The organism is Sphingobacterium sp., assembly GCF_032065005.1.
GTDB lineage: Bacteria > Bacteroidota > Bacteroidia > Sphingobacteriales > Sphingobacteriaceae > Sphingobacterium.
Window position 1 is genome coordinate 206,964 of sequence record NZ_DAMBMM010000007.1, and the last position, 24,508, is coordinate 231,471.

At 40.2% G+C, this 24,508-nt stretch carries 19 protein-coding genes; 11 read left to right on the forward strand and 8 right to left on the reverse strand.

Translation table 11 applies throughout. From position 1 onward, the window contains the following. Positions 1–228 precede the first annotated feature (228 nt). From RT138_RS12930 to RT138_RS12945, 4 genes are all read left to right on the forward strand, one after another. Positions 229–891, forward strand: a complete 663-nt coding sequence (locus RT138_RS12930) for a hypothetical protein (protein WP_313191022.1) — start codon at positions 229–231, stop codon at positions 889–891. Then, complete coding sequence (locus RT138_RS12935) at positions 881–1,918, forward strand: phosphoadenosine phosphosulfate reductase family protein (protein WP_313191023.1); 1,038 nt, start codon at positions 881–883, stop codon at positions 1,916–1,918. The genes RT138_RS12930 and RT138_RS12935 overlap by 11 nt, the downstream gene beginning before the upstream one ends. Before the next feature lie 310 nt (positions 1,919–2,228). Then, entirely contained in the window at positions 2,229–2,723 is a 495-nt protein-coding gene (locus RT138_RS12940) for a hypothetical protein (protein ID WP_313191024.1), read from the forward strand. 97 nt (positions 2,724–2,820) lie between these two features. After that, entirely contained in the window at positions 2,821–3,951 is a 1,131-nt protein-coding gene (locus tag RT138_RS12945; RefSeq protein ID WP_313191025.1) for an endo-1,4-beta-xylanase, read from the forward strand. A gap of 10 nt (positions 3,952–3,961) precedes the next feature. Here the strand turns inward: RT138_RS12945 and RT138_RS12950 are convergent, their stop codons facing one another. After that, the gene (locus RT138_RS12950) at positions 3,962–4,846 is read right to left on the reverse strand and encodes an AraC family transcriptional regulator (RefSeq protein ID WP_313191026.1); all 885 of its coding nucleotides are present in this window, start codon (positions 4,844–4,846) and stop codon (positions 3,962–3,964) included. Between the two features lie 335 nt (positions 4,847–5,181). Between RT138_RS12950 and RT138_RS12955 the strand changes: the two genes are divergently transcribed. The 4 genes from RT138_RS12955 (at position 5,182) to RT138_RS12970 (ending at position 11,262) form a co-directional block, all read left to right on the forward strand. Then, a complete protein-coding gene (locus tag RT138_RS12955) occupies positions 5,182–6,054 on the forward strand; it encodes a sugar phosphate isomerase/epimerase family protein (RefSeq protein WP_313191027.1) in 873 nt (290 codons plus the stop codon). A gap of 17 nt (positions 6,055–6,071) precedes the next feature. Further along, positions 6,072–7,208 carry a Gfo/Idh/MocA family oxidoreductase gene (locus RT138_RS12960; RefSeq protein WP_214648486.1) on the forward strand — a complete coding sequence of 379 codons (1,137 nt, stop codon included), beginning with the start codon at positions 6,072–6,074 and terminating at the stop codon, positions 7,206–7,208. A 42-nt stretch (positions 7,209–7,250) separates the two neighbouring features. Continuing rightward, complete coding sequence (locus RT138_RS12965; protein ID WP_313191028.1) at positions 7,251–10,742, forward strand: PVC-type heme-binding CxxCH protein; 3,492 nt, start codon at positions 7,251–7,253, stop codon at positions 10,740–10,742. A gap of 154 nt (positions 10,743–10,896) precedes the next feature. Next, entirely contained in the window at positions 10,897–11,262 is a 366-nt protein-coding gene (locus RT138_RS12970; protein ID WP_313191029.1) for a nuclear transport factor 2 family protein, read from the forward strand. Positions 11,263–11,269: 7 nt separating this feature from the next. On the opposite strand, the gene RT138_RS12975 is transcribed toward RT138_RS12970, so the two are convergent. Further along, entirely contained in the window at positions 11,270–12,481 is a 1,212-nt protein-coding gene (locus RT138_RS12975; protein ID WP_313191030.1) for a carboxypeptidase-like regulatory domain-containing protein, read from the reverse strand. Between the two features lie 115 nt (positions 12,482–12,596). On the opposite strand from RT138_RS12975, the gene RT138_RS12980 reads away from it, so the two are divergent. After that, positions 12,597–13,802, forward strand: a complete 1,206-nt coding sequence (locus RT138_RS12980; RefSeq protein WP_313191031.1) for a DUF1343 domain-containing protein — start codon at positions 12,597–12,599, stop codon at positions 13,800–13,802. 9 nt (positions 13,803–13,811) lie between these two features. On the opposite strand, the gene RT138_RS12985 is transcribed toward RT138_RS12980, so the two are convergent. Then, positions 13,812–14,744, reverse strand: coding sequence for a GT-D fold domain-containing glycosyltransferase (locus RT138_RS12985; protein WP_313191032.1), 933 nt, complete (start codon positions 14,742–14,744; stop codon positions 13,812–13,814). 237 nt (positions 14,745–14,981) lie between these two features. Between RT138_RS12985 and RT138_RS12990 the strand changes: the two genes are divergently transcribed. Then, complete coding sequence (locus RT138_RS12990; RefSeq protein ID WP_313191033.1) at positions 14,982–15,779, forward strand: DUF1080 domain-containing protein; 798 nt, start codon at positions 14,982–14,984, stop codon at positions 15,777–15,779. A 1,016-nt stretch (positions 15,780–16,795) separates the two neighbouring features. Here RT138_RS12990 and RT138_RS12995 read toward each other — a convergent pair. Then, positions 16,796–18,013: an enolase C-terminal domain-like protein gene (locus tag RT138_RS12995; RefSeq protein WP_313191034.1), complete on the reverse strand. Its 1,218-nt coding sequence runs from the start codon at positions 18,011–18,013 to the stop codon at positions 16,796–16,798. Between the two features lie 224 nt (positions 18,014–18,237). Between RT138_RS12995 and RT138_RS13000 the strand changes: the two genes are divergently transcribed. After that, the gene (locus tag RT138_RS13000) at positions 18,238–18,954 is read left to right on the forward strand and encodes a DNA alkylation repair protein (protein WP_313191035.1); all 717 of its coding nucleotides are present in this window, start codon (positions 18,238–18,240) and stop codon (positions 18,952–18,954) included. Positions 18,955–18,958: 4 nt separating this feature from the next. Here the strand turns inward: RT138_RS13000 and RT138_RS13005 are convergent, their stop codons facing one another. The 4 genes from RT138_RS13005 to RT138_RS13020 form a co-directional block, all read right to left on the reverse strand. Further along, positions 18,959–21,235 (reverse strand): GH92 family glycosyl hydrolase, encoded by a 2,277-nt coding sequence (locus RT138_RS13005; RefSeq protein ID WP_313191036.1) that lies wholly within the window; start codon positions 21,233–21,235, stop codon positions 18,959–18,961. A 99-nt stretch (positions 21,236–21,334) separates the two neighbouring features. Next, a complete protein-coding gene (locus RT138_RS13010; protein WP_313191037.1) occupies positions 21,335–22,054 on the reverse strand; it encodes a methyltransferase domain-containing protein in 720 nt (239 codons plus the stop codon). Between the two features lie 356 nt (positions 22,055–22,410). After that, positions 22,411–23,478, reverse strand: a complete 1,068-nt coding sequence (locus RT138_RS13015) for a metallophosphoesterase (RefSeq protein WP_313191038.1) — start codon at positions 23,476–23,478, stop codon at positions 22,411–22,413. A gap of 2 nt (positions 23,479–23,480) precedes the next feature. Next, positions 23,481–24,347 (reverse strand): SdiA-regulated domain-containing protein, encoded by an 867-nt coding sequence (locus RT138_RS13020; protein ID WP_313191039.1) that lies wholly within the window; start codon positions 24,345–24,347, stop codon positions 23,481–23,483. Positions 24,348–24,508: the final 161 nt, after the last annotated feature.

Sequence of the window (24,508 nt, forward strand, 5' to 3'; positions counted from 1 at the left end):
AGGTGAGCCAAACTCAAAAAGCGATAAGATGTTTAATGAAATTAAAAAAATTTAAGAGCTTTTATGTAGAGAAGTAATTGCCAATTCAGTTATTATGACAAACAGAAAAGCTTAATAAAAAAATTACGGGAAACCGTTTTATTTATGGCTTTGTTTGGTGTAAATTGATGCTGGTAATTCCAAAACGGAATGCCTTATAATCTATTTTTATTAAACCAATTAAATATTATGGACCAAAACACACTAAAAATTTTAAGGCTAATAATCCCAGGGATTATAATATTTGCAGTAGGTTATTTCTTTTTTCAAATATTAACTAATAATCAACTAAAAGAATTGAACTTTTCTGAATTTGGAATTCAATTATTAGTAGCTGTTGTTATTGGGGCTCTCTATCAAACATTTAATTTAAGATTTATTATTACAAATTACACCCATAAGAAAATTGATTTGAACATTAAAAATCATATTTTTAAATTATACGTCGGAAATTTAAGTCCTACTCAAATACAATATTTATTCAAACAAAATAGATTAAAAAATGTATTTTATAAAATAGTTGATAATGATCCATCCTTAGTAGCAAAAGGTAAAAATGTATATTTTAATGGACTTCTTTGTACATCTTTTGCAGATTCTTTTATTATTACTTTTTTGAGTTCAATTTTTGTTCTGATTTTTACATTTTTCAATGATACAAACTCAGAGGAATTACTTTCATATTCATTCATTTTATTTTTAATTGCAATAGGATCAATTCTCTTTCATATAATCGCATTCTTCAATCATACTAAAATTTCTAATACTCAAATTGAATTTATTGAAGCAAATTACATTTCCGATGTGAAGAAAATAATCGATAATATTATCCGAGAAAATAATGTTCAATAAAGACCTTAATTTAAATACAGTTAATTTCATAAAGAATGAATATTTAAAAGATGATATCCCTTGGTATCTTGGCTATAGTGGAGGAAAAGATTCATCAGCTGTTTTGAAATTAACATTTAATGCTATGTTGCAAATTGAAAATCACCATAAAAAAATCTATATTTTATATTGTGATACTGGTGTGGAGAATCCAATTGTAACAAATTATGTTTATCATACTTTTGAGAAACTAAGTCTTGAAAACGAACTTCATAAATTACCTTTTATTTTCAAAATACTCAAGCCAAAAATTGAAGATAGATTTTTTGTAAAAGTTATAGGACGAGGGTATCCAACACCCACTAATATTTTCAGATGGTGTACTGATAAATTAAGAATAAATCCGGTAAGTGATTTTATAAATAAATCCGGTCGTTCCACAATTTTATTAGGAGTTAGAAAATCTGAGAGTGAGCAAAGGGACCGCACTATTTCTAAACATGATTCTGGTAATGAATACTATTTAAAACAAAATAATTCAAAAAACAAAATGATATTTTCTCCAATCATTAATCATTCACTTGAAGAAGTTTGGATAACATTAAAAAGTTTAGAGTTACCTAAAAGTATTGATTATAAAAAAATTAGAGAAATATATCAAGATGCTGAATCAGAGTGTGGTGCTATAAAAACCGAAAAAGGTAAAGCTTGTGGCAGTTCACGATTTGGTTGCTGGACTTGTACGGTTGTAAGACAAGACAAGTCTGTTAAGAATATGATATTAAATGGGTACAATGAATTAAACGAATTATACAAATTCAGAAATTGGATTTACGAGTTTAGAGATAATAAGAATTTTAGATGTAGAAAAAGGAGAAATGGAATTGAAGGACTTGGTCCATTTACAATTGAGGCTCGAAAAATAATTCTAAATCGATTAATAAAAACTGAAACAAAATCAGGTTTTAAATTAATTGAGCAGGAAGAGCTTACAAAAATTTATGAATTGTGGGATTCGGATATAAATAATCCCAAATATTTTGAATAATTAACTATTTAAAACTACTTCATTAAAACCTTTGTAATGTAACCTAAATACCCTTTGATTACCAAAATCAAGCAATTCTCAATACTCCATTGGAACTGTTTATAAGGTTTACAATAAACTCTTCCAAGAAAGTATTTAAAATTTCTTCCCCGACATTTATAATAATCTGGAAGGTTTCCTAAGAATGAGATTTGGGGCCATTCAGATAGCTTTAAATTTTATTCCAAAGTAACTCCATGATTTAAAATCATTTTGTATTTTACTTAAACTAATCCAATAAACACTAATCCCCTACAATAACCCACCGCCCATGGCACTCTACAAGGCAAACTCTACAAATTCCCGCAATTTTAAGGTGACTCTCGAAAACCAAGAAATTGGCGAATTACTAATCAAGAAATGGTATTCCTTTGATGCTGATTTAATTATGTCTGATGGCAAAAATTATCAGCTTATCACAAAAGGGTTTTGGGATTCTAAGGTTGAATTAATCGATGGTTCACAAACCTTATTGGACTTTAAGATGGGTTGGAAAGGAATAGTAATCAAGACCTATTTTGATAATCAAGAAAGGTACTATCTGTTAAAGGTGCAAGGTTTTATTAATAGTAAGTTTATTCTAATAGACGATTCTGATCAAAAGTTATCGGTAGCCAGTACAGATTTCAAATGGCTAACCCTCAACTTTAACTATGATATAGAAACGTCTGCAAGCTTTGACCAATTAAGGAATAGGGATTTACTGCTGATGACCATGTTGCATTGCATGAATTATTATATATCCTATCTGAGTGCTGCTACATAATTTCAATGGGTCAGGAAATTATCCTGTCGACCTGTTTCAAATGGATTGGTTATATTTAACCTAAGCCATTACAAAATCACCTAAAACGAATCCATCTATGCACAAGCCCAGGTCTGTTTTACTTCTTGTCATTACTCTTCTTTTCATTGCTAATCATTCATGGGCACAGAAAGGACCAGAGGAATTGTCCTTAAAGTCGGCTTTTTCCGGGAAGTTTGACATTGGGGCTGCATTAAACCTGAAGCAGATCTATGAGCGGGATGAACAGGCTGCTGCCTTGATTAAAGCACAATTCAATTCCATTACGGCTGAGAACTGTATGAAAGCGATGTACCTGCAGCCTAAGGAAGGGGAATTTAATTTTAAGGATGCAGACCGATTTGTTGAACTGGGTGAGAAGTACGGTATGCAACTTATTGGGCATACCTTGATCTGGCATTCCCAAGCGCCAGAATGGATCTTTATTGGCAAGGACGGCAAAGAGGTTTCTAGAGAAGTTTTGATCGAACGGATACGCAAGCATATCCATACCGTAGTATCGAGATACAAGGGAAGGATAAAGGGCTGGGATGTAGTCAATGAGGCCATATTGGATAATGGGGATTGGCGGCAGAGCAAGTTTTATCAGATCATTGGAGAAGATTTTATTGAATTGGCCTTTCAATTTGCACATGAGGCTGATCCGGATGCTGAACTGTATTACAATGATTTTTCCATGTCCCAAAAAGGGAAAAGGGAAGGCGTGGCTAGGATGGTCCGCAAACTCAAGGTTAAAGGAGTTCAAATAAATGGAATAGGTATGCAAGGGCATTTAAGCCTAGATTACCCTTCCCTTGCTGACTTTGAAGCGAGCATCTTGGCGTTTTCTAGTTTAGGTGTACAAGTAATGATTACGGAGCTTGATATCTCTGTGTTGCCGATTCCCGGTCCTTCACAAGGGGCGGAGGTCAGTACCAATTACCAATATGATCAAGTCCTCAATCCTTATGGGGAGGGATTGCCGGTGGAAGTGGAAAGTAAATTGGCCAATCGCTATAAGGAGTTTTTTGCACTGTTTGTAAAGCATCATGATAAGATTGATCGGGTTACCTTGTGGGGGCTAACAGATGCTGACTCTTGGAAAAATAATTGGCCAGTAAGAGGAAGGACTGATTATCCTTTGCTGTTTGACCGAAACTATCAGGCAAAGCCTTTTGTAAGGGAATTAGTTGAGATGGCTAAGGAATAAAATTGGTTTCTTAAAGCATCATAAACTTCAATCTATACTCCATCGGTGTCATTCCAATAAAAGTCTTGAATTGTTTATTGAAATTGGATAGGGTATTAAATCCTGAATCATAGCAAATCTGGGCTACGCTCTTGGATTCGGCTACGGATAGGAGCTTGCAGGCATGCTTGATTCGCAGCTCGGTGATGAAATAGGAAAAGGTCTTGGAAGTCTTGGCTGTAAAATATCGGCTAAAGGATGTGGGTTTCATATTGAGCAGGGCGGCCACTTCTTCCAAGGTTATTTTATTTCTGAAATGGTTCAGGGCATAATTATAGACGATATTGATGCGGTTGGTTTCCACATCTTTGGACTGATACTGGAATTCATCATAATGCAAAAGCGCATAATCCTTTCCCTTGGCCAGTACATTCAAGATCTTGAAAAGATGAATGATGCTTTCCATGCCATGCAGGTTGAGGAGTTCATGCATCAATGCGATGATTTCCTTGGCTGTAGCTCCCTGAATCTCCATTCCATGTCTCACTTTTTCCAACAGGACCTTTAACTGATTAAACTCCTCTTTTTCAGTGAATTTCTCTAATTCTGAACCATTGATATAAATGACCAAGCCTTCGCTGCTTTTTTTGGATTGGGGATCAAAGTAAATATCATCACTTCGCCATAGGTGGGGGATATTGGGTCCAATAAAAGATAGGTCCCCTTTTACAAAGGATTTCATGGTATTGCCGATAAACCTGGTTCCGGAGCCCTCTACGACAAGGAAAAGTTGATACTCGGAATGGGCATGCCAAGTGGTATCAAAATGTTTGTCGGAAAGCTTTCGCACAAAGAATATGCGCGAGGAAGGTATCCTGGTTTTCTGGACGGCGGTTTTTTTGAAATTGATATCCATGGATGGAATATAAATGGTCGTCCCCAGGTCTGCTGGGGCTCATATCAAAAGTAAGGGTTTAAGGGGCAATTCGCAAGGTTTACAGCGGGTAAATGTCTGATTGTTGTCCAATGTTCTGCTGTTTGTCTGTAAACTGTGGTAAAATACAGTCATCATTGGGTATTTAATAGGTATGTAAAATTCTTCATGAATCTTAATTTAGGGTTCTAGGATTAACCATTTTAAACCAACCTTGGATAATGCAATAGGCAAGCTCTATTTCATTTGATCAAGGACAATGCTAAAGTGTATGGCCTATAAACCTTTAAGAATCATCAATTTATTAAAATAATTATATGCAATTACCTGTAAAATTAGGCGTTAGCACCTGGCTATGGACTTCTCCTTTCCGTACGGAGGATGCTGCTGGCCTGTTTGAGAAAATAGCAAGCTTGGGCTACGAAGTTGTGGAGATAGCGGTGGAAGACCCTTTGTTGATCGATACCCAAAAGATTGCTATTGAGCTTGAAAGGAATGGTTTGCAAGCGCTGGTGTGCGGTGCGTTTGGACCGACTAGGGATTTGACCAGTGATGATGGGTCCCTGCAAAAGACCGGTCTTCAGTATATCGAGGATTGCCTAAATATTTCGAATGAATTGGGAGCCAGTTTTTTCGCTGGTCCTATGTATTCTGCAGTGGGCAAAGCGCGGATGGTTCCGGATGCACAGCGCCAAATCGAATGGAACAGGGCGGTTGATAATTTGGGGAAGGTCTGTGAGATGGCAGCTTCCAGAGGATTGGAGCTTGGTTTGGAACCTTTGAATCGCTTTGAATCGGATCTGATCAATAATGTAGATGATGTTTTGCGTTTGATCCATGACCTCAATCACCCAGCAGCCAAGATCTGTCTGGATATGTTCCATATGAACATCGAGGAACCGGATCCAGGATTGGCGATCCGAAAAGCCGGAGATAAGTTGATCCATGTGCAGGTATCGGAGAATTATCGTGGTACCCCAGGCACCGGAAATGCCAGTTGGGGCGCCTTCTATGAGGCACTGTTGGCCATAGGCTATAAGGGTGCCGTATCGATTGAAAGTTTTACACCAGAAAATAAAGAGTTGGCGGCGGCAGTTTGTATTTGGCGCAACCTAGCCGAGGATCAAGATGCATTTGCGCGTGATGGGCATGCGTTTTTGCAGAAATGGGCGGCCAATAAATTAGACTAACATAATCAATGAACGAAATGATGAAGAAAGAAAAAATTAATGTAGCTATTATCGGGTTAGGATTTGGAGCGGAGTTTATTCCTATTTACCAACAGCACCCTCATGCTAACCTATATGCTATCTGTCAACGTAATGAAGCAAGCCTGAACGAAATTGGAGATGCCTTTTCGATAGAAAAGCGCTATACCGATTATGATGAGCTGCTGAAAGATGAAAATATTGATGCCGTACATATCAACACACCTATTCCAAACCATGCGGAGCAATCGATCAAGGCATTGCGTGCCGGCAAGCACGTGGCCTGTACCGTTCCGATGGCGACGACGGTTGAGGAATGTAGACAGATCGTGGAAGCGGTTGAGGAAACTGGTCTTACCTATATGATGATGGAAACCGTGTTGTATGCGCGTGAATTCCTGTTTATGAAGGAACTATACGAGAAGGGTGAGCTGGGCAAGATCCAATTCCTTAAAGCGAGCCATCAGCAGGATATGGATGGATGGCCGAACTATTGGCCGGGTCTGCCGCCGATGCATTATGCTACGCACTGTGTAGGGCCGGTTTTAGGCTTGACGCGTAATGAAGCGGAGTATGTGTCCTGCTTTGGCTCTGGTACCATCCGTGAGGATTTGGTTGGGCATTATAATTCTCCATTTGCCATAGAATCTGCACATATAAAATTCAGGAACTCTGACCTAAGTGCTCAAGTGTACCGATCACTATTTGATACGGCTAGGCAATACCGTGAGAGCTTTGAGGTATATGGATCTAAGCAGTCAGTGGAATGGCCATTGATCGAAGGCAAGCCATTGGTTTTACATGTGGCCAAACGTCCGGAGCCTGAAATTCCAGAGGAAGTGGACTGTCCAGATTATGCACACTTGCTACCGGAACCGATTCAGCATTTTACTAGGGCCGGAGTTTATGATGAAGGCGAAAACCAACACCTTTCTTTCCTGCAGGGAAGTGGGCATGGGGGTTCGCATCCGCATTTAGTACATGAATTTATCAGTGCATTGGTAGAGGGCAGACAGCCATTTCCGAATGCTAGGCAATCTGCAAATATAACATGTGTGGGGATTTTGGCGCATGAGTCTGCCCTGAAAGGAGGAGAGATCATTCCTTTACCTGATTTTACTTGGGAAACCAATTAATGGCTTTGCTTCCTGAGGAACCTTTATCTCAATAATATTAAGATGAATAAGATTTTAAAATTTTGCGTTCTGTTCTGTGTTGTTCTGTCGGTACTGGGATGTGCCGATGATAACAAACCTAGAAGACTGGAACTGTTTTTTCTGGGACATGATAGTAAACACCATGACTCGGAACTATTGGCCGACATCTTGTCAAAAGAGTATTTCGCTGATGGAATAAACATTACCTATTCTATCGATCCCGATGATTTGACTCGTCCGGATCTCAAGAAATATGATGGTTTGATCTTGTATGCGAACCATGATACGATCAGTCCGGCGCAGGAGAAGGCCTTGTTGGATTATGTAGCCTCCGGTAAAGGCTATATTAATATCCACTCTGCATCCTACTGCTTTCGGAACTCGGATGATGTCGTAGCCTTGATCGGTGGCCAATTCAAGAGCCATGGTGGTGGTTCGTTTGGCGCTGAGATCATCAAGCCTGACCATCCGGTGATGAAAGGGCTTTCGCCATTTGTCACCGAATGGGATGAAACCTATGTGCATCATCTTTTGGCGAAAGATATCGAAGTGTTGATGGAACGTGTGGATAGCACGCATAGAGAGCCTTATACCTGGGTAAAAGAGCATGGGAAGGGTAGGGTGTTCTATACGGCTTTTGGCCATGATGAGCGGACCTTCCGTAACCCTGGATTTTTACAATTGGTGAAGAACGGTATTCTTTGGGCTGTCGGTGATAAGGCTGTGGAGCGCATGAAGAAGTATGAGATTGCGAAGCCTCAATATGAGGAAGCGCGCATGCCTAATTATGAACGCAAAGACCCGGCACCGCGCTATCAGCATCCCTTAACGCCGGAACAATCGCAAACCCTGATACAGGTGCCTGTTGGTTTTCGCCTGGAGCTGTTTGCCAGTGAACCGGACATAAAAAAGCCGATCGCAATGGATTGGGACGAGCAGGGAAGGCTATGGGTCATCGAAACGGTGGACTATCCGAATACCGTAAGAAATGACAAAGGGGAAGGTGATGACCGAATCACCATCTGTGAGGATACGGACAATGATGGAAAGGCGGATAAGTTTACCGTATTTGCTGAAGGTCTTAATATCCCGACTTCCTTTGTGTTTTCTGATGGCGGGATTATCGTTGCGCAGGCTCCTCACTTTCTGTTCTTAAAAGATACGGATGGAGATGGCAAAGCAGATGTTCGCAAGGTTTTTATTGATGGCTGGGGCACCTTTGATACGCATGCTGGCCCATCTAACCTGAAATATGGAATGGATAACAAAATCTGGGGAACCGTTGGTTATTCTGGATTTGAAGGTAATATTGCGGGCAAACCTTATAAATTTGGATCGGGGGCATATCGTTTTAATCCTAAGGCTCAGGATTTTGAGTTCCTTGGGACCACGACCAATAACACTTGGGGATTGGGATTCTCGGAAGATTTTGATGTATTCCTGTCCACGGCCAATAACGAGCACAGTAACTTTATGGCTATTCCTGCTCGCTATTATGAAAAAGCTAACCTGAACGAGCGGGGGATCGAGAAGATTGATGCCCACTACATGATACATGAATTAACTAAAGAACTGCGCCAGGTGGATGTATTTGGTGGATTTACCGCCGCAGCTGGCCATAATCTCTATACGGCACGTGCCTTTCCTCAAGAATATTGGAATAGGGTAGCCTTCATTGCTGAGCCGACCGGACGCCTGATCCATAAACATATCTTGGAACCTTCGGGATCTGGATTCAAGGAAAAGGGCGATGGCTGGAACATGGTCGCTAGTTCTGATAACTGGTTTGGACCTGTGGAAGCCAAAGTAGGACCTGATGGTGCGCTGTGGTTCTTGGATTGGTACAACTTCATTATCCAGCATAACCCAACTCCTCAAGGCTTTGACAACGGACCTGGAAATGCCTACATAGACCCATTGAGGGATAGTTCTAAAGGGCGTATTTACCGATTGGTGCATGAAGATGCTGCCAAGCAAAGGAAGTTTAAATTGGATGGCAAGAAAGGACGTGAATTGGTCGACGCATTGACGAGCGATAATATGTTCTGGCGTACGACCGCACAACGACTATTGGTTGAAGGCGCGGATAAGTCTATTGCCAATGACCTTAACAAACTGATTAGTGATAAGTCGGTGGATGAGGTCAACATCAATGGGGGTGCCATTCACGCAATCTGGACTTTGCATGGATTAGGTTTACTGTCTGATGGTGAGAATGCTAGCTTTGATGCCGTTCTAAAGGCTCTTAAGCATCCAGCCGCAGGGGTGAGAAGGGCAGCAATTCAGACCTTGCCTAAAAATGCGAAGGTGATAGATGAGTTGATTTCCGCAGGTGTCGTTCAGGACAAGGACTTGAGAGTTCGCTTAGCGGCCATATTGGCTTTGTCTGAGGCGCCGCCAAGTGCGAAAGTTGCTAAGGTGATCTTTGATGCGGTACAGAACCCTGAAAATGAAAAAGACAAATGGTTATTCCATGCCTTGATGATTGCCGGTGGTATTCACCAGAAAGATTTTATGCATGAATATCATACGAAGTTTGGACATCCTGACTTTTCAAACGCCAATGGATCCTTAGCAGAAAGGATCATTGCCGGAAATAACATGAACGTCCTTGCGCTGAATACTGCAAGGAACGGAGTGATTGGGCCAAGGCAAATTCCTGATCTGATGAATAGAGAGATCCATTTTGTGGGTACAGTAAGTCAGAAAGATAAGAAGCCCCTAAATGGAGCCTTACTTTCCTATGGTAACAAGAAGGATGGATTTGCAGTTTCTTTCAAAGATGGTAGACTGGAGTTTAGGGTCAACCAAAAAGGAAATAAAGCAGTCATTCAATCTGAGGTATTAACTAAACCTACATTTAAGCTGAGGACTTCCTTATTGTCTGATGGAAAGATGTTGGTGTTCATTGATGATGCGAAGGTTGCAGAAGGCAAGACTTTAGGTCTATTCCCTGAAAAGCAAGATGGTTTCCTTCTGGTTGGGAAAGCCAGTGCATCCAAGGATGCTGAACAAGGGCCTAATGATAGCCCAGGAGATTTTGCCAAGGATTTTGACTTTAATGGAAACCTAGAGGATGGGCGATTGGTGGCTATGAACAAAACGGTAGTGGCTGAAGGCAGTACCGTAGAAGCGGATAAGGTCTTAAAAATTAAGGCTATCGTTGGGGAAATGAAGTATGATATCACTAATTTTTCTGCGAAGGCGGGTTCTAATCTGAAGATTATTTTTGAAAACCCTGACCATATGCAGCATAATCTACTGATCCTGAAACCGGGTAGTCTGGACCGTGTTGGACAGGCCGCTGATAAGTTGGCCACTCAAAGCAATGCAGCCGAGCTTCAGTATATTCCAAATACACCTGATGTCTTATTCAGCACCTCCTTGATTGATCCGGAAGGTTCTTATGAATTGAACATCAAAGTGCCTTCGGAGCCGGGAGATTATCCATTTGCCTGTACTTTTCCAGGGCATTGGCGAATAATGAACGGGGTCATGAAAGTGACGAAATAATAGAAAAGGGGAATAAGCTTCAGGGTTTATTCCCCTTTTTTAATGGCTTTGTATTTAGGTTGACATAGTGGTCTTGTTGGAGCTCATATGAATAATGAAACGGTTGGATTAGCGTTACTATATGAGTGAATAACCTGATCATAAATCGAATGCCATGATGAAAAAGCAAGATATCCTGACCCTTGAAAACCAACTTTATGATGCCATGAAATCGGGTAACCTCGAAATGTTGGATAAGCTATTGCATAAGGATTTGCTGTTTATTATCCCGAGCGGAGAGATTATAGGTAAAGAGAAGGATTTAGAAACATATCGTTCTGGAGTTCTTAAAATCATTGAACTCAGCCCAGATGTTGAAAACCTAAATATCATTGATGATGTTGCCATAATCACCTTAAGGATGAAATTAGTAGGAAGTTATTCCGGAGAGCCTTTTGAAGCCCAGTTTCGATATATCCGCTTTTGGAAAGAATTCGAAGATGGAATAAAGGTTATCGGTGGAAGCGGAATTGCCCTATAACTTAAGCTTAATCACTTGGTACATAATCCAAAGGCAACATATAGGCTAGTTTAGAATAGCCAACGGCATAGCCGCTCAATATCCAGTTAGCAGTCGGAAAATAGGAGCCTTGTGGCTCAATGATGATTCCATCGGTCTCGACGATAGACAGTTCGGAAACTTCGCTGGCAGCTTTCTGTAAGATCTTGTTCTTGGATTTTGAGAAATCAGCAGGGTAGATGATGTAGAGGTAATCAGTATAATTAAGTTTCATGAGCCCTTTCTCTTTATCCTCATCTGCAATAATTTCATTGGGCTGCATGATCCCCATCAAATAACTGATTTTCTCGGGTTGAGACATCTGCTTCCGGATGGTATTTACCTTGTCTTCCGTGTAGTCCTTTTGAGAGACATAGAATAGGTTCCAGTTTCCTCGATATTTCTTCTGAACGCTGTCTAAAATGGCATTATATTTTTGTCTGGCCTCCATGCGGACTGCATTGTCTTCCTTAACCAATTTCCTGACGATATAGCCGTCCTGTTCCCATTGTTTGTTGTAGGTACTTCGTACAAACCTGTTCAAGGACAATAGGTAGGAAACATTTCGGTTCTTTTTATATTTAGACCGTCCCTTGCCTACATCCTTAAAAAAAGCATAACCCTCGAAAAGAAACATCCTGCTTCCAAAGTCCATTCTAAATCCGCCTAGATCATAGGTCAGCTCATAACCCAAGGCATCATTGCGGATCTTAAGTGGCTCGGTACAGATAGCCGTCAAGACATTAGCCTTTTTGTCAAATCGGAATTTTACGACCTCATGGTTGAGGATTTTGCAGTGATCGGCAAAGTCTCCTTGTCCTATTAAATTCTCAATAAAAAAGTCGCCCCATTCCTTCCAGCCATCTTTTAGGTAATTGGTAACTACGACTTCTTCTATAGCTGTAGACTTTTCCTTGATCGCGATGACCAGCTCGTGCTGCAAGGGAAGCTGGATTTCCAAGACCCTTTTTTCAAAGCCCATATTGCTCACCACCAGTTCCACATTCCTGTTCGGCGAATGCAGGGTAAACAGTCCTTCCTTATTCGAACTGGTTCCCAATGAAGAATTATTGATATAGATTGAGGCACCGGCAATAGGGCTGCGGTCATCTGCATTGATGATTTTCCCTTGAATGCTATGTTGGGCCAATAGGGGATGGGCAAAGAAAAGAGACGCAAGAAATAGGTAGAATCGGATCATGTTACGACATTTTCGTAAATATACTGAAAAGCAAGAAGAGATTTCAGTAGCATTAAGGCTTTAATTTGCAGCTAGTTGGTCTTTAATTTTTTGATAAAATGCTATATTTAGTTCTATGAAAAAGGTAGTTTCCCTAGTATGGACATTGTTATTAGCCGTGAATTGTCTAATTGCGCAGGTTCATTATTCCAATGATATCATTCAGACCGGCGCTGAACGCACAGAAAAGTACATGCCACAGCTACAGGGTAAAAGAGTTGCCCTGATTGCCAATCAAACTTCCATAATAGGGGATAAACATCTATTGGATAACCTCGTGAATGCTGGGATAGAGATTGTCAAGGTCTTTGGTCCGGAACATGGCTTCCGGGGGAATGCCAGCAATGGAACGTCTGTGGGCGATGAGGTAGATCCGAATACAGGGGTCAAGATCATCTCGCTTTATGGGAAAAAGAAGAAGCCTTCAAAGGAGGACCTTGCTGATGTGGATGTACTGCTCTATGATATACAGGATGTGGGATGCCGTTTCTATACCAACATAAATGTCTTACGGGATGTGATGCAGGCAGCGGCAGAAAATGGAAAAGAAATGCTTATCCTGGACCGACCTAACCCTAATGCCTACTTTATTGATGGGCCTATTTTGGATATGAAAAACAAATCTGGAATCGGGCAGTTTCCAATTCCCATAGTTCATGGACTTACGGTTGCCGAATTTGCACTTATGGCAAATGGAGAGGGCTGGCTGGGTAATGGCCTGAAATGTAAGTTAAAAGTCGTTGAAAATGCCAACTATAAACACAGCCTAATGTATAAGTTGCCTGTTAACCCATCACCGAACCTCAACACTCCTGAGAGCATTCTATTATATCCGACAACCTGCCTTTTTGAAGGGGTTTCATTAAACCATGGACGTGGTACTGATTTTCCATTCACCGTTGTAGGTGCACCAATGTTCAAGGGAATCTATGAATTCAGTTATACCCCGGTTTCTATGCCTGGACGTGCAGAAAATCCATTGTATAAGGACCAGGTTTGCTATGGTCTGGACTTACGTGGGACAGATTTCGAGGAGTTGGTCAAATCCAAGAAGATTAATCTGAAATGGATGATTGAGCTTTATGCTAAAAGCCCAGATAAAGCTGCCTTTTTTGAAAGGTTTCATCCACAGATCGGTAATATCGACTATCTCGTTGGGGTGTCAGCGTTTAAGGATCAGATCCGTGCCGGCATGACGGAGGATCAAATCCGTAAAACTTGGGAGCCCGGTATTGAGAAATATAAGGAGATACGCAAAAAGTACTTGTTGTATAAGGAATAGAGATCATTTCTATATCCTAAAAACAACATCGCTTTCCTCGTAATCCTCTTGAGTAGCCGGGAAAGGATCGTTTTGGATACTCTCCACAGTCCCGATTTTAATCCCTGCTATTGAGCTTTCATCTGTAGCATTCGTGAGAAAGAAGTGGTATTCCAGTTCTAGATAGCCCAAGTCAAGTGCCCTGATCCCTTCCTTTGCCAAATCATATGCTAATACCGCAGAGGTTGGTCCTAGGGCGAGTATGATTAATTTATTGGTTCCATATTTTTTTGCTGCCGATAAGATTTCATTATAATGCTTAAAGCTGTTGCTATTCGGGCATTCAATCCTTTCTACGCTTTTAGCATTTCCATAATAGCCTTTGCCCTTACCTAGATTGCTGCCTTTGCCCTCGATTATTAATAAATCCTGATCTTCCCAAAGTCTTTTCCAATGCGCTATCCTTTTTTCAATTGCCTCTTGATCCTTGTTTCTGTCATCAAGATAGAACCTACTGATCTGCGCATTGAGGTAAGTGTAATCCTTCCTTAGAAAAGATGATATTTTGTAGAATAATTCATTTAAATAATGTTTCCAAAATCCTATTGATGAATCTGTCAACTTGTTGTTATCTAGGTCTACTAAGGTTCGAGGAACTGCAATTTTTAAATTGTATTGATCGGTGTTTCTATCCTTCAGAATTTCCAGCAACCTCTTTTTGAGATCAGGGTCTGCTTCCTGATGCTTTAATGAGACGTTCCTTGGACACAGGAACTCTCCATTTAGCATCAAGGTAAATTCTCCGTCCCCAAATCTGGATAATGAACATTTGGAATCAATCAAAAAGTCAAGGCTTTCATCAAAGGTCAGTACCTGCAGTTTGTTGTTCTGAAGTTCTTTGCTGGACCTGGAAACATTGAGTTTCCAATCTATCTTGTTCAATAGCTTATGAAGGATGTTCATTTAATAATTAGTTTGGTTACTGTGATGCTGTAAATGTACTATAAAACATTCAGGATTTGGGATGAGTGCGCCCAAACTATTGTATTTGTAAATGGATTTCTAATCTTTTGTTTATATGTCGAACATGGCGATTCTAATACTTTGCATGAAAATATAGGACTGGGAAAGTTTATTAAATTATTATATCCGCAAGGGATTATCCTGTATATTGCAGGCAAATCAACCCTAAAAACCAAAATGAAAAAAGTTGTTTATTCTATTCTGTTTGCATGTTTATTGTTTTCTGGCTGTAAGAGCAATTTATCCCAAAAGGGAAATGCTGATTGGAAGCCCTTGTTTAACGGGAAGGATATTGATGATTGGTTTGTCAAGATCCATCATCATGAGGTAGGTGAGAATTTTGGGAATACCTTTCGTGTGGAAGATGGTATCATCAAGATCAGGTATGATCAATACGGCGATTTTAACGATCAGTTTGGCCACCTGTATTATAAGACTCCGTTTTCCTATTATCACCTGAAATTTGAATATAAGTTTGCTGGTGAGCTTCAACGTGGGGCACCTGAATATACCCTCTTAAACTCTGGCGTAATGTTCCATTCTCAAGATCCTCGTGGGATGCTAAAAGAACAGGATTGGCCTATTTCCGTCGAAATGCAATTGTTAGCTGGACTTGGTGACGGCAAACCTAGACCTACCGGAAACATGTGCTCCCCAGGAACCAATGTAGTTTACCAAGGCAAGATTGCTGAATCCCATTGCTTGAACTCGACTTCTAAGACCTATGATAAAGACCAATGGGTCAAGGGCGAATTGATTGTTTATGGAGACTCCCTTATCCAGCATATTATTGAAGGCGATACTGTGCTGCAATATTCCAAACCGCAGATCGGTGGAGGTACAGCAAATGGTTATGATCCGAAAATTAAGATTGACGGGAAACTATTGAGCAGTGGTTTTATTGCTTTGCAGAGTGAAGGTCAGCCGGTAGATTTCAGGAATATTTATATCAAAGATCTTTCGAAGCCCTTTTAATGGCATAGAGTGGAATGCCCACTGGGCATATTAATACGGTTGTAATGGCAGCTCCCCATAATCTAGCCCTACTGGAATAAAAGGCTTAAGCAAAGTGCAATATTGTGATAAAGAATAGGGAAAATGCGGTCACTTAAAGACCAAATAGATTCTGTTTTTTATTATATTGTTCAGAGAGATGACCCCTGCGGCTGCTCTTGACCCATATTTGGCCGCAGAGGATGCATCTCTTAATACGCTTATACTTTAGGCAACGTTTGGATTTACATCATCGATGCTATTATTAGGGACAGAACTTACAATAATTAAAGGGACATTGTTTGAGCGACTGGTCTTATTGTTTGTTCCAACCACCTGCACCTTTAAGAAACCAATGGGCTCTTGGTAACAATATGTAAGTTGGCCTCCCTTATTTTTGTTTTTTGTCCATGCAAATCGTTAATGGAAAACAGCAACGAGAAAATGGTTAATAATGATTGTTAGATTCTTTTTTATACGGTAGGAGATTTGGGTTGAATCTTTAATTAAATGGGTCTGTTGATTTTCTCCTTTATAACCTATTTCTTTGCCTTTATTATTATGAATGTTTCCTAATATTATTGGTCAGCTCTGGACTGGTTACACTCAAATATAGAACCACTATTTTATTCTTGCAAATTTATTTTTTAATTAATAGTAATTTTTATCACTAAATATATCAACAAAGTAAAAAGCGTATTGCAAACATTTAAATTAAACCTGTAAGGATAAATTAAATTTTCATATTGCGTTAAATGGATGACTTGTGGTTTATTTATTGTTTTAAGGCGTTATTTTGAACCACGAGAATACAAGATGGTCTATCTGTCCTGCTGTGATAAGGTATTTTAAAAATACTATTTTAATCTAAATCATTGTGATAACCTATAGACGAAGAAAATTCAAGTCCCCAATCCTTAAGTAACATATGTAGACATCGGTACCGATGTCTACACCAAAGATCTTAGAGTTTCACTACACTTAAAACTTTCTAATTGCTATATGGTCTTCAATAACTGCATACCAAAACCCGGCAGATCAGGCGGAATTAATTTCCCGTCTTTTACCGCGTAGGCTGTCAGGTCCATATCGTCTGAACTGCTTGTCACCCCTTCAATGGTGACGGTGTTTCCCAGACCACCAGCCAGATGCGCCGTATAATTCGTTTTCAGTAATGAGCCCCAAGCATGCGGAGAGGCTAGGGTGCCCGTCTTGACCAGTTCAGGCATCATCCTTCTCCAGTTGGTAAAGCCTAATCCTTCAATATCAGTTAATTGCACGTCCAAGAGCTTCTGTTCAAAGAGTTTCTTGAGGAAGGCTTGGTCTGGATCCGCTTCTCCATCGGCCAATAAGGTGTCCAACTTTTCTTGCTGAACAAAGTCCCGAAGCTTTTTATAGTCTTCGACCGTTTCATGGAAAGGCTCTTCAATCCAGAAAAGCTTAATTCCAGCAATACCTTTTAAATATTGGATAAACTCGTCACTCGTAAAGCCATTGTTTCCATCAACCAGTATCTCACAGTCTGGAAAGGCAGCAGCAACGGCCTTTGTCACCTCGATATCCCTTTGCAAACCTTCGGCTTTGGGCATCCATTTATGGCCACGACCTATCTTTAATTTAAACTGTCTGTATCCCACGCCGTAATCGAATAGGCACTCCTCCAGGATTTTATCGATTCCGGCGGGCTGATCCTTAGGTTCTAGATCGTCAAAATAGATCATGCCGCTATAATACTTGGTAATAAAGGGGTCTTTTTTGCCTAATAGAGCATAAACTGGCTTTTGAAGGATGACACCGGCCAAATCATGCAAGGCCATGTCAAAAGCGATATGTTTTTCCGAAAGTGTCCCAGCTTTTGGAGTAAAGAGTTCCGATATTTTTTTACCAACTAACTCAGGGATTAACCGTTCGGCATCTTTTTTTGATCCACGAAGGGATGCCCAACCCATTGCGCCTTGATCCGTCCTCAAGCAACAGATGTCCAACTCAGGACCATGGCCATGTAGGTCTAATCTGGCATTTTTTCCAACTAATCTTGGATAGTTCAGTTTTACTTTAGAAAAAACTATACTATCTATTTTATGTTCGGCAAGTTCCCTTTCGTCTGCTGCCAATTCGAATAGATCCGCCAAAGGACTACCATATCCATTGGAATTTAAGAGTAGGGAAGAGGCAAAGCCAATACCTAAGGAGTTGATAAAGGTTCTTCTTTTCATAGGTTTTTTGTGGTAAGTTGATTGTACAAAATTACAACAAAAAATATTCCCTTATGTTTGGTTATTAGTGATTTAGCTTAGATTATTTACACTGCAATTGCTCCAGTAGCTCATCCAAGTTTCCTTGACTGGCAGACATGCCTGCCAAACTAAATCGATCTCTGCATTTGGTTTCACAAGTATTTTGAATAATTTCCTCTATCTATTTTTCTAAATTTGATTCCATGAATGATCTTTTGCTTGATATCCGGCAAACCTTAATTGACAATGTCAATAATGCCACTTCTGACTCCATGGCTCGTTTTTTTAAAGAAGGAGAAGGTGCAAAACGCTATGGCGTTCCCATTGAAATTGTTCGAAAGATAGGCAAGGAGGTTTATCAGGATATCAAGAAAAAGCCAAAACAGGATATCTTTACTTTATGTGATGAGCTTTGGAAATCCAAGATCTTTGAAGAAGCCTATATTGCATGTATCATCACTAAATCCCTTCGTAAACATTATGAGGCGGAAGACATGAAGATCTATGCAAACTGGGTCAATCTATATGTCAACAATTGGTCGGATTGTGATACGCTTTGCTGTACGACCATTGGCTATAATCTGATTCAATTTCCAGAAAATGTAAAAATGCTGAAGACCTGGGCAAAGTCCAAAAATCGCTGGACCAAGCGTGCCGCAGCGGTTAGTTTGGTGGTTCCAGGTAAGAGAGGCTATTACTTGGCCGATGTTTTTCAGATTGCCGATATCCTCATGATGGACCCTGATGATATGGTGCAGAAAGGCTATGGCTGGATGTTGAAAGAAACCAGCAAAGCCTATGAAAAAGAGGTTTTCGACTATGTTATGAAGCACAAGGCAAGCATGCCAAGGACTGCCCTGCGATATGCCATTGAGAAAATGCCGGATGACCTTAAGGCTGCGGCCATGAAAAAAGACTAATTCCTTACCGATTTTGCTGCAATGAAAATGGTCTTGCCTCTTTACTGGTTCCTCTGCTTTTATTTGGAGCACCACTCATCTGAAAGACCATTTCACCGCCTTTATTGATGTCATCAAAGGTGATGTAGTTCTTGTCCAAGGGTTTACCATTCAGTTCAGCTGATAGGATATAAACATTCGCTTCATTATTGTTATTTGCTTGGATAACAAAAGTTTTTCCATTCTCTAAACTGATGGTTGCCTTTTCGAACACCGGACTTCCGATCACATATTGGTCCGTTCCTGGGCATACACTATAGATTCCTAAGGCACTAAGGACATACCATGATGACATCTGTCCTTGATCTTCATCGCCGGGATAGCCTTTTTCCGTGGCATTGTACAATTGCTTGCAGACCATGCGCACCTGTTTTTGTGCTTTCCAAGGCTCGCCGCTAAAGTTGTAGAGGTAAGGGACATGCTGGGTAGGTTGATTGCCATGTGCATATTGACCCATCTTGGCCAATAGCATTTCGCGCATTTCATGGATTTCCTGCTTATAGCTGCCGTATTTTATGCTTTGATCCATCGTGAAAAAGGAATCCAACTTGGCATTAAATCTCTCTTCGCCACCAATCATGCCGATTAAATCCTCAACATTGTGCAAGACCGACCAGGTATATTGCCAAGCATTTGCTTCTGTAAAGGGACCGCCCCATTCAACGGGATCAAAATCTGGTTTCCACTCCCCATTCGGCAATCTCCCCCGCACAAAATTGACCTGTGGATCAAATACATTTCGATAATTGTACATCTGTCGCCCAAAAACATTTTCATAGAAAGTGTTGCCTGTCAACTTCGCCAATTGATAGGCGCAAAAATCATCGTATGCATATTCCAAGGTTTTTGCAGTGCTCTCATGGATGTCACCGTATGGGATATAGCCAAGGGTATAATATTCCTTCCAGCCTTCTCTTCCATTTGATCCTCCATAAAAGCCTTTGTTGGTGGTTTCATGGTAATAGGCACTTAAGGCTGAATTGGGGTCAAAGGTTCTGATTCCTTTCACCCAAGCATCGGTCAGTAATGAGATGGCATGATTTCCGATCATGACACCGGACATGCCTGGATTGGACCAAGTCGGGTAAAAACCTGCTTGCTGCTGGGCATCTAATAGAGATTGCATATACCTGCCTTGCATCTGCTGATGTAGAATGTTGCTCAATGGAAATTGAGCCCTAAAGGTATCCCAAAATCCATTGTCCGTATACATGTATCCGGTGTGGATCTTGCCGTCATAAGGACTGTAATAATAGGGATTGCCCTTGGCATCTATTTCATAGAACTTCCTGGAGAATAGGTTTGCCCGAAACAGGCAGGAATAGAATGTGGCCTTATCCTCCTCGGAACCACCTTCCACCAAAACCCGATTCAATAGCTCATTCCAGATCTCAAATCCCTTTTTCTTGGTTACCTCTAAATTTTTATGGTCAGCTAATTCCTGTTTAAAATTGAGTTCGGCCTGTTCGGGACTGATATAAGAGGAAGCCATCTTGACTTCTACCTTGGAACCCGGCTTAAACTCCAAAAACGCACCTACACCTTTACCTAGATCCTGCTTATTATTGGCTTTAATCGTCCCTTTCTCGTTTTCCCAAGTCCCATAGGATTTAAAATCTTGATTGAACTCAAGGACAAAATAACTCTTAAAGTTTTCCGGTACTATCCTTCCATTGTTTACATAGCCAATTATTTTCCTTTCTTCCGGTATGATCTTGATTTCACAGTCTTTGGTATAGCCATCAAACACCAAGTTTGCTCTTCCAGTTTTTGGAAAACTGAAACGCATGTGTGACCCTCGTTCCACCGGACTGATTTCTGTCTGTATGCCATTGTCAAATATTACGGAATAATAATGTGGCTTGGCAATCTCATTAGCATGTGAAAACTTCAATGCACGCTGATCTTCATTGACGGTCAATTCCCCAATTCCCGGCATCAATGAAAATACCGCATAGTCGTTCATCCAGGGTGAACATTGATGTACCTGCTGGAACCCCCTGATCTTTTCGGCTTGGTATTGATACTTCCAGCCATCGCCATTTTTTCCGGTCTGCGCAGAAAAGAAATGTACCGCAAAGGGTAGTCCTATGGTCGGGTAAGTGTTTCCATAAGAAAGGGCATATTCTGAATGTGTCCCTTGTAGGGTATTGACGTATTTTACTAAATCTGGTTTTTGAGCCAAAAGAAAGGCTGCATGGAATAGTAGAATAAGGAGTGTTACAAAAGATTTAAGCTGCATGTGATTTTATAATTGGTGATTTGTGATGATTAAAAATAATCATTTTTGGAATGGGAATAGGGAAGGGATTGAAATAATGTGTGGGGCACTAATTTTCCATCACAAATAAGGGTTATGAGGAATATCTGTTAATTTATATCCATCTTTCTTTAATGCTCTTCTCAGCTCGGGAGAAGGAGCGGTTTTAAAAACTGCGATACAAAGGGTTTGGCTAGGAGCCAAGCCAAACTTGGTCAACATATCCCGGAAAATCTTTTTTATTTGGATTGCCATAAATTTATGATTTGTATTCTTAGCTTGTATTTTTTCGCAGCCAAGAAACCAAAAATTAGGATTTAACTGTTTTACAGCAATACATGGGAGGTTGAGTGCTGCTGCATATTTTTCAAATTCTCGCTCAGAAACTTTATAGACATAATTGCCAACAGGTTCGTATGAAAATCGGTTTTTCCATATTTTATTGATCATGCCTGGGCTTAATTTTTCCAATATATTCGTGATGAATAATAATGGAGACATTCTAGAAATAGGATCTTGAGGCTCAATTATAATAAAACCATGGTTGGCTACTCTGATCATTTCGTACAAGGCAGCATATGGTCTTGGGAAATGATGATAACTTTCCTTGCAAAGGATATAATCCACGCTATTATCTTCCATTAATATACTTTCTGCATTCTCTGATTTATATTCTGTAATCAAACCAAGCTTTTTAGATACTTCCAATAAGTCAGTCGAAAGGTCTGTCGCAATCACTTGCTTCACTCCGCTATTCAGCAAGAAAGCGGCGTCATGTCCATATGCGTCGCCTAAAGTCATCCAAATTTTTTCCTTATCAATAAGAAGGGGTTTTAGGCTGTCAAAAAATATAGACTGTAACCAATGATTAATACTACCTCTGTATTTGATAAACCTGTTCAATACTTCGTGTTTCTTTTCCGGAGATGGAAAGGTGTTTTTGTACCAGTCCGCATGTTTGTTATAGCTGTCCTGATGAAATGGGGATACTGGCATATTGCAACTAGATTTGTATTCTAAAGTAAATAAAATTTAGTAACAAGCAATGCTTTTGCTTTGAGTATCTTCTGAAGAATTATAATTTAATTTAAGAGTTGTTCTACAGCTGTGTTTCTAAAGGTGTAGATGAGCGTTTTTAATGGTTAACATTCCTTAATCTAAAACTCAACCAATACCTCATACGACTTCGTCAAGGAGTCCTTAGGACTATCGATATAAAAGGTCAGCCTGACTTTATCGTTATCCAGCAAATCAATAACCGAAAAACCCTGTTTATTATAGCCATATTTCAGAGGTTCCCTTTGATGGATATCTGATTGTTTCGACCCAGAACCACTGACCACCTGTCGTATTTTATCCTGTTCGATATATTGTAGACCATGGTCATGACCTGCGACAAACAATACCTTTGGATGTTCCGCTGTGGCATCGGTCACCCTTTTTATCAAATCCTGGTAGATAGGGTGTTTGAGGTCTTCTGCAAATTTGACTACATGCGTCCGTAAAAGGGGATACAGAGAGCCAATACCGGGTAAAGGGATATAGAGAGAGGACTTCACATCAGTTAGCGGGAAGATATGGTCTTTCCAGTTGTATATTAAGCTATGGTCACCAAAGGATACCATGGGGTGATGGGAAATCATAAGCACTGTTTTGTCCCTGTTCTTTTCCAATATCTTTTTGATATCGGCAATGAACTGATCTTTTTCCGCTGTTACATCACGGTTATGATGCGGGAAGAGCCAGAATTCACTGTCGTATAAAACGGCTATGGTTTTGGGATTTAGCGTAAGTACAGTTGGACCGATTTTGCCAGCTTCCGGAAGGTATTTTAGACCAGGGTCGCCATAATTATTGAGAAAATCAGCTTGGGCCTTGATTTTTTCCAGACCTTCTTTTCCAGATCTATCCCAATCATGGTTTCCAGCTAAGAAATAAACGGGAACCTGAAGTTCCCTAAAGCCTTCAAATTGTGATTTTAGGATTTCCTGTGTTTCTTCTTTTTTCTTGCCGCTGAGGGCCATGCCAGTAGGATAGATATTGTCCCCTATAAAAAAGGCCTTGGTCTTATTTGGGATTTGAAGACCATTGGCATTCTTGATCAGGAAACTCTGTTTGCTGTTGATTTCTCCCGCATCTCCAAAAATGATCAATCGTTGCTCAACCTGCTGGGCGATAGCGAATTGAAAAAGGAATAGAAAGGCAATAAAAAGTATTTTTCTCATGATTATTTCATGTTGATCTGATAAATAAATGCATTATCTGCTTTTCCTTTTTCGCTACTGATAAACATTTGGTCTTGGTTGTTGAAGCTGATGCCTTCAGGTTGTTCAAACTGTTTCTTTTTAAAGTGATGAACTTCCTTGGCTTGGAAGCTCTCATCGAAGATCAGTAAAAGGCGGTCCACAGAGGAGAGTAGAAACCACTCATCCGAAGAGTTCCGCTTGCTTAAACCCGAAGGTTTCAAGGAATCCTTAAATTTTGGGTCAATGTTCGCAATGCTGTTCAGGTCAATGCTAAACTGTTTATTAAGGCTTAGGTCGCCCTGATCCAGAACGTTTAGCACATATCCTGTTAGCTTTGTATTCCCTTTATCGGCCTTACAGGATTTGCAGAAAACAACAAGTCTGTTGTTCTTCTGGTCATAAGCCATGGACTCATATTCTCCTTTTTCTAACTGACCTCTGAAAGTACTCACCTTACCTTGGTCAACATCCATGCTGACCGGGAAACTATGTATATCGCCATTGCTTTCCAGCACATAGAAATAATTACCATCCGTCGTGATTTCCTCGTAATCGCCAGCGGGACCGAATTCAAATTGAGAACTGATGTTGCCGTTCTCGAGGTCGTAGGTGAAGACAATACCTTCTTCATCCTGCAGGACATAAGCAATGTCTTGGCTGTTCGGGAGAAAGGTCAAACCTGATATTTCATTCAATTCTGTGGGTAGGGTATAGGTCTTTTTTGCATAGAGTTCTGCCGAACTGGATTCTGATCTTTTTTCTTTAGTATCTGTGTTCTGTCCTGTTTGGTTCTGGCAGGAAATAAAAGTGGATAGCAATAGCAAAAAGGGTAATATTCTATATTTCATTGTTGTTTCACGTAGATTTTGATCACTTCAGCTAATTAATCTACGGAAAATTTGAAAAAGCTGGATAATCTATCGATAATATTTATTCGAAATTGGGAAATACCTATGGATGAAGGTTTAGATATAATATTGACCTCATTCGAGACATATTCCGAATTTTC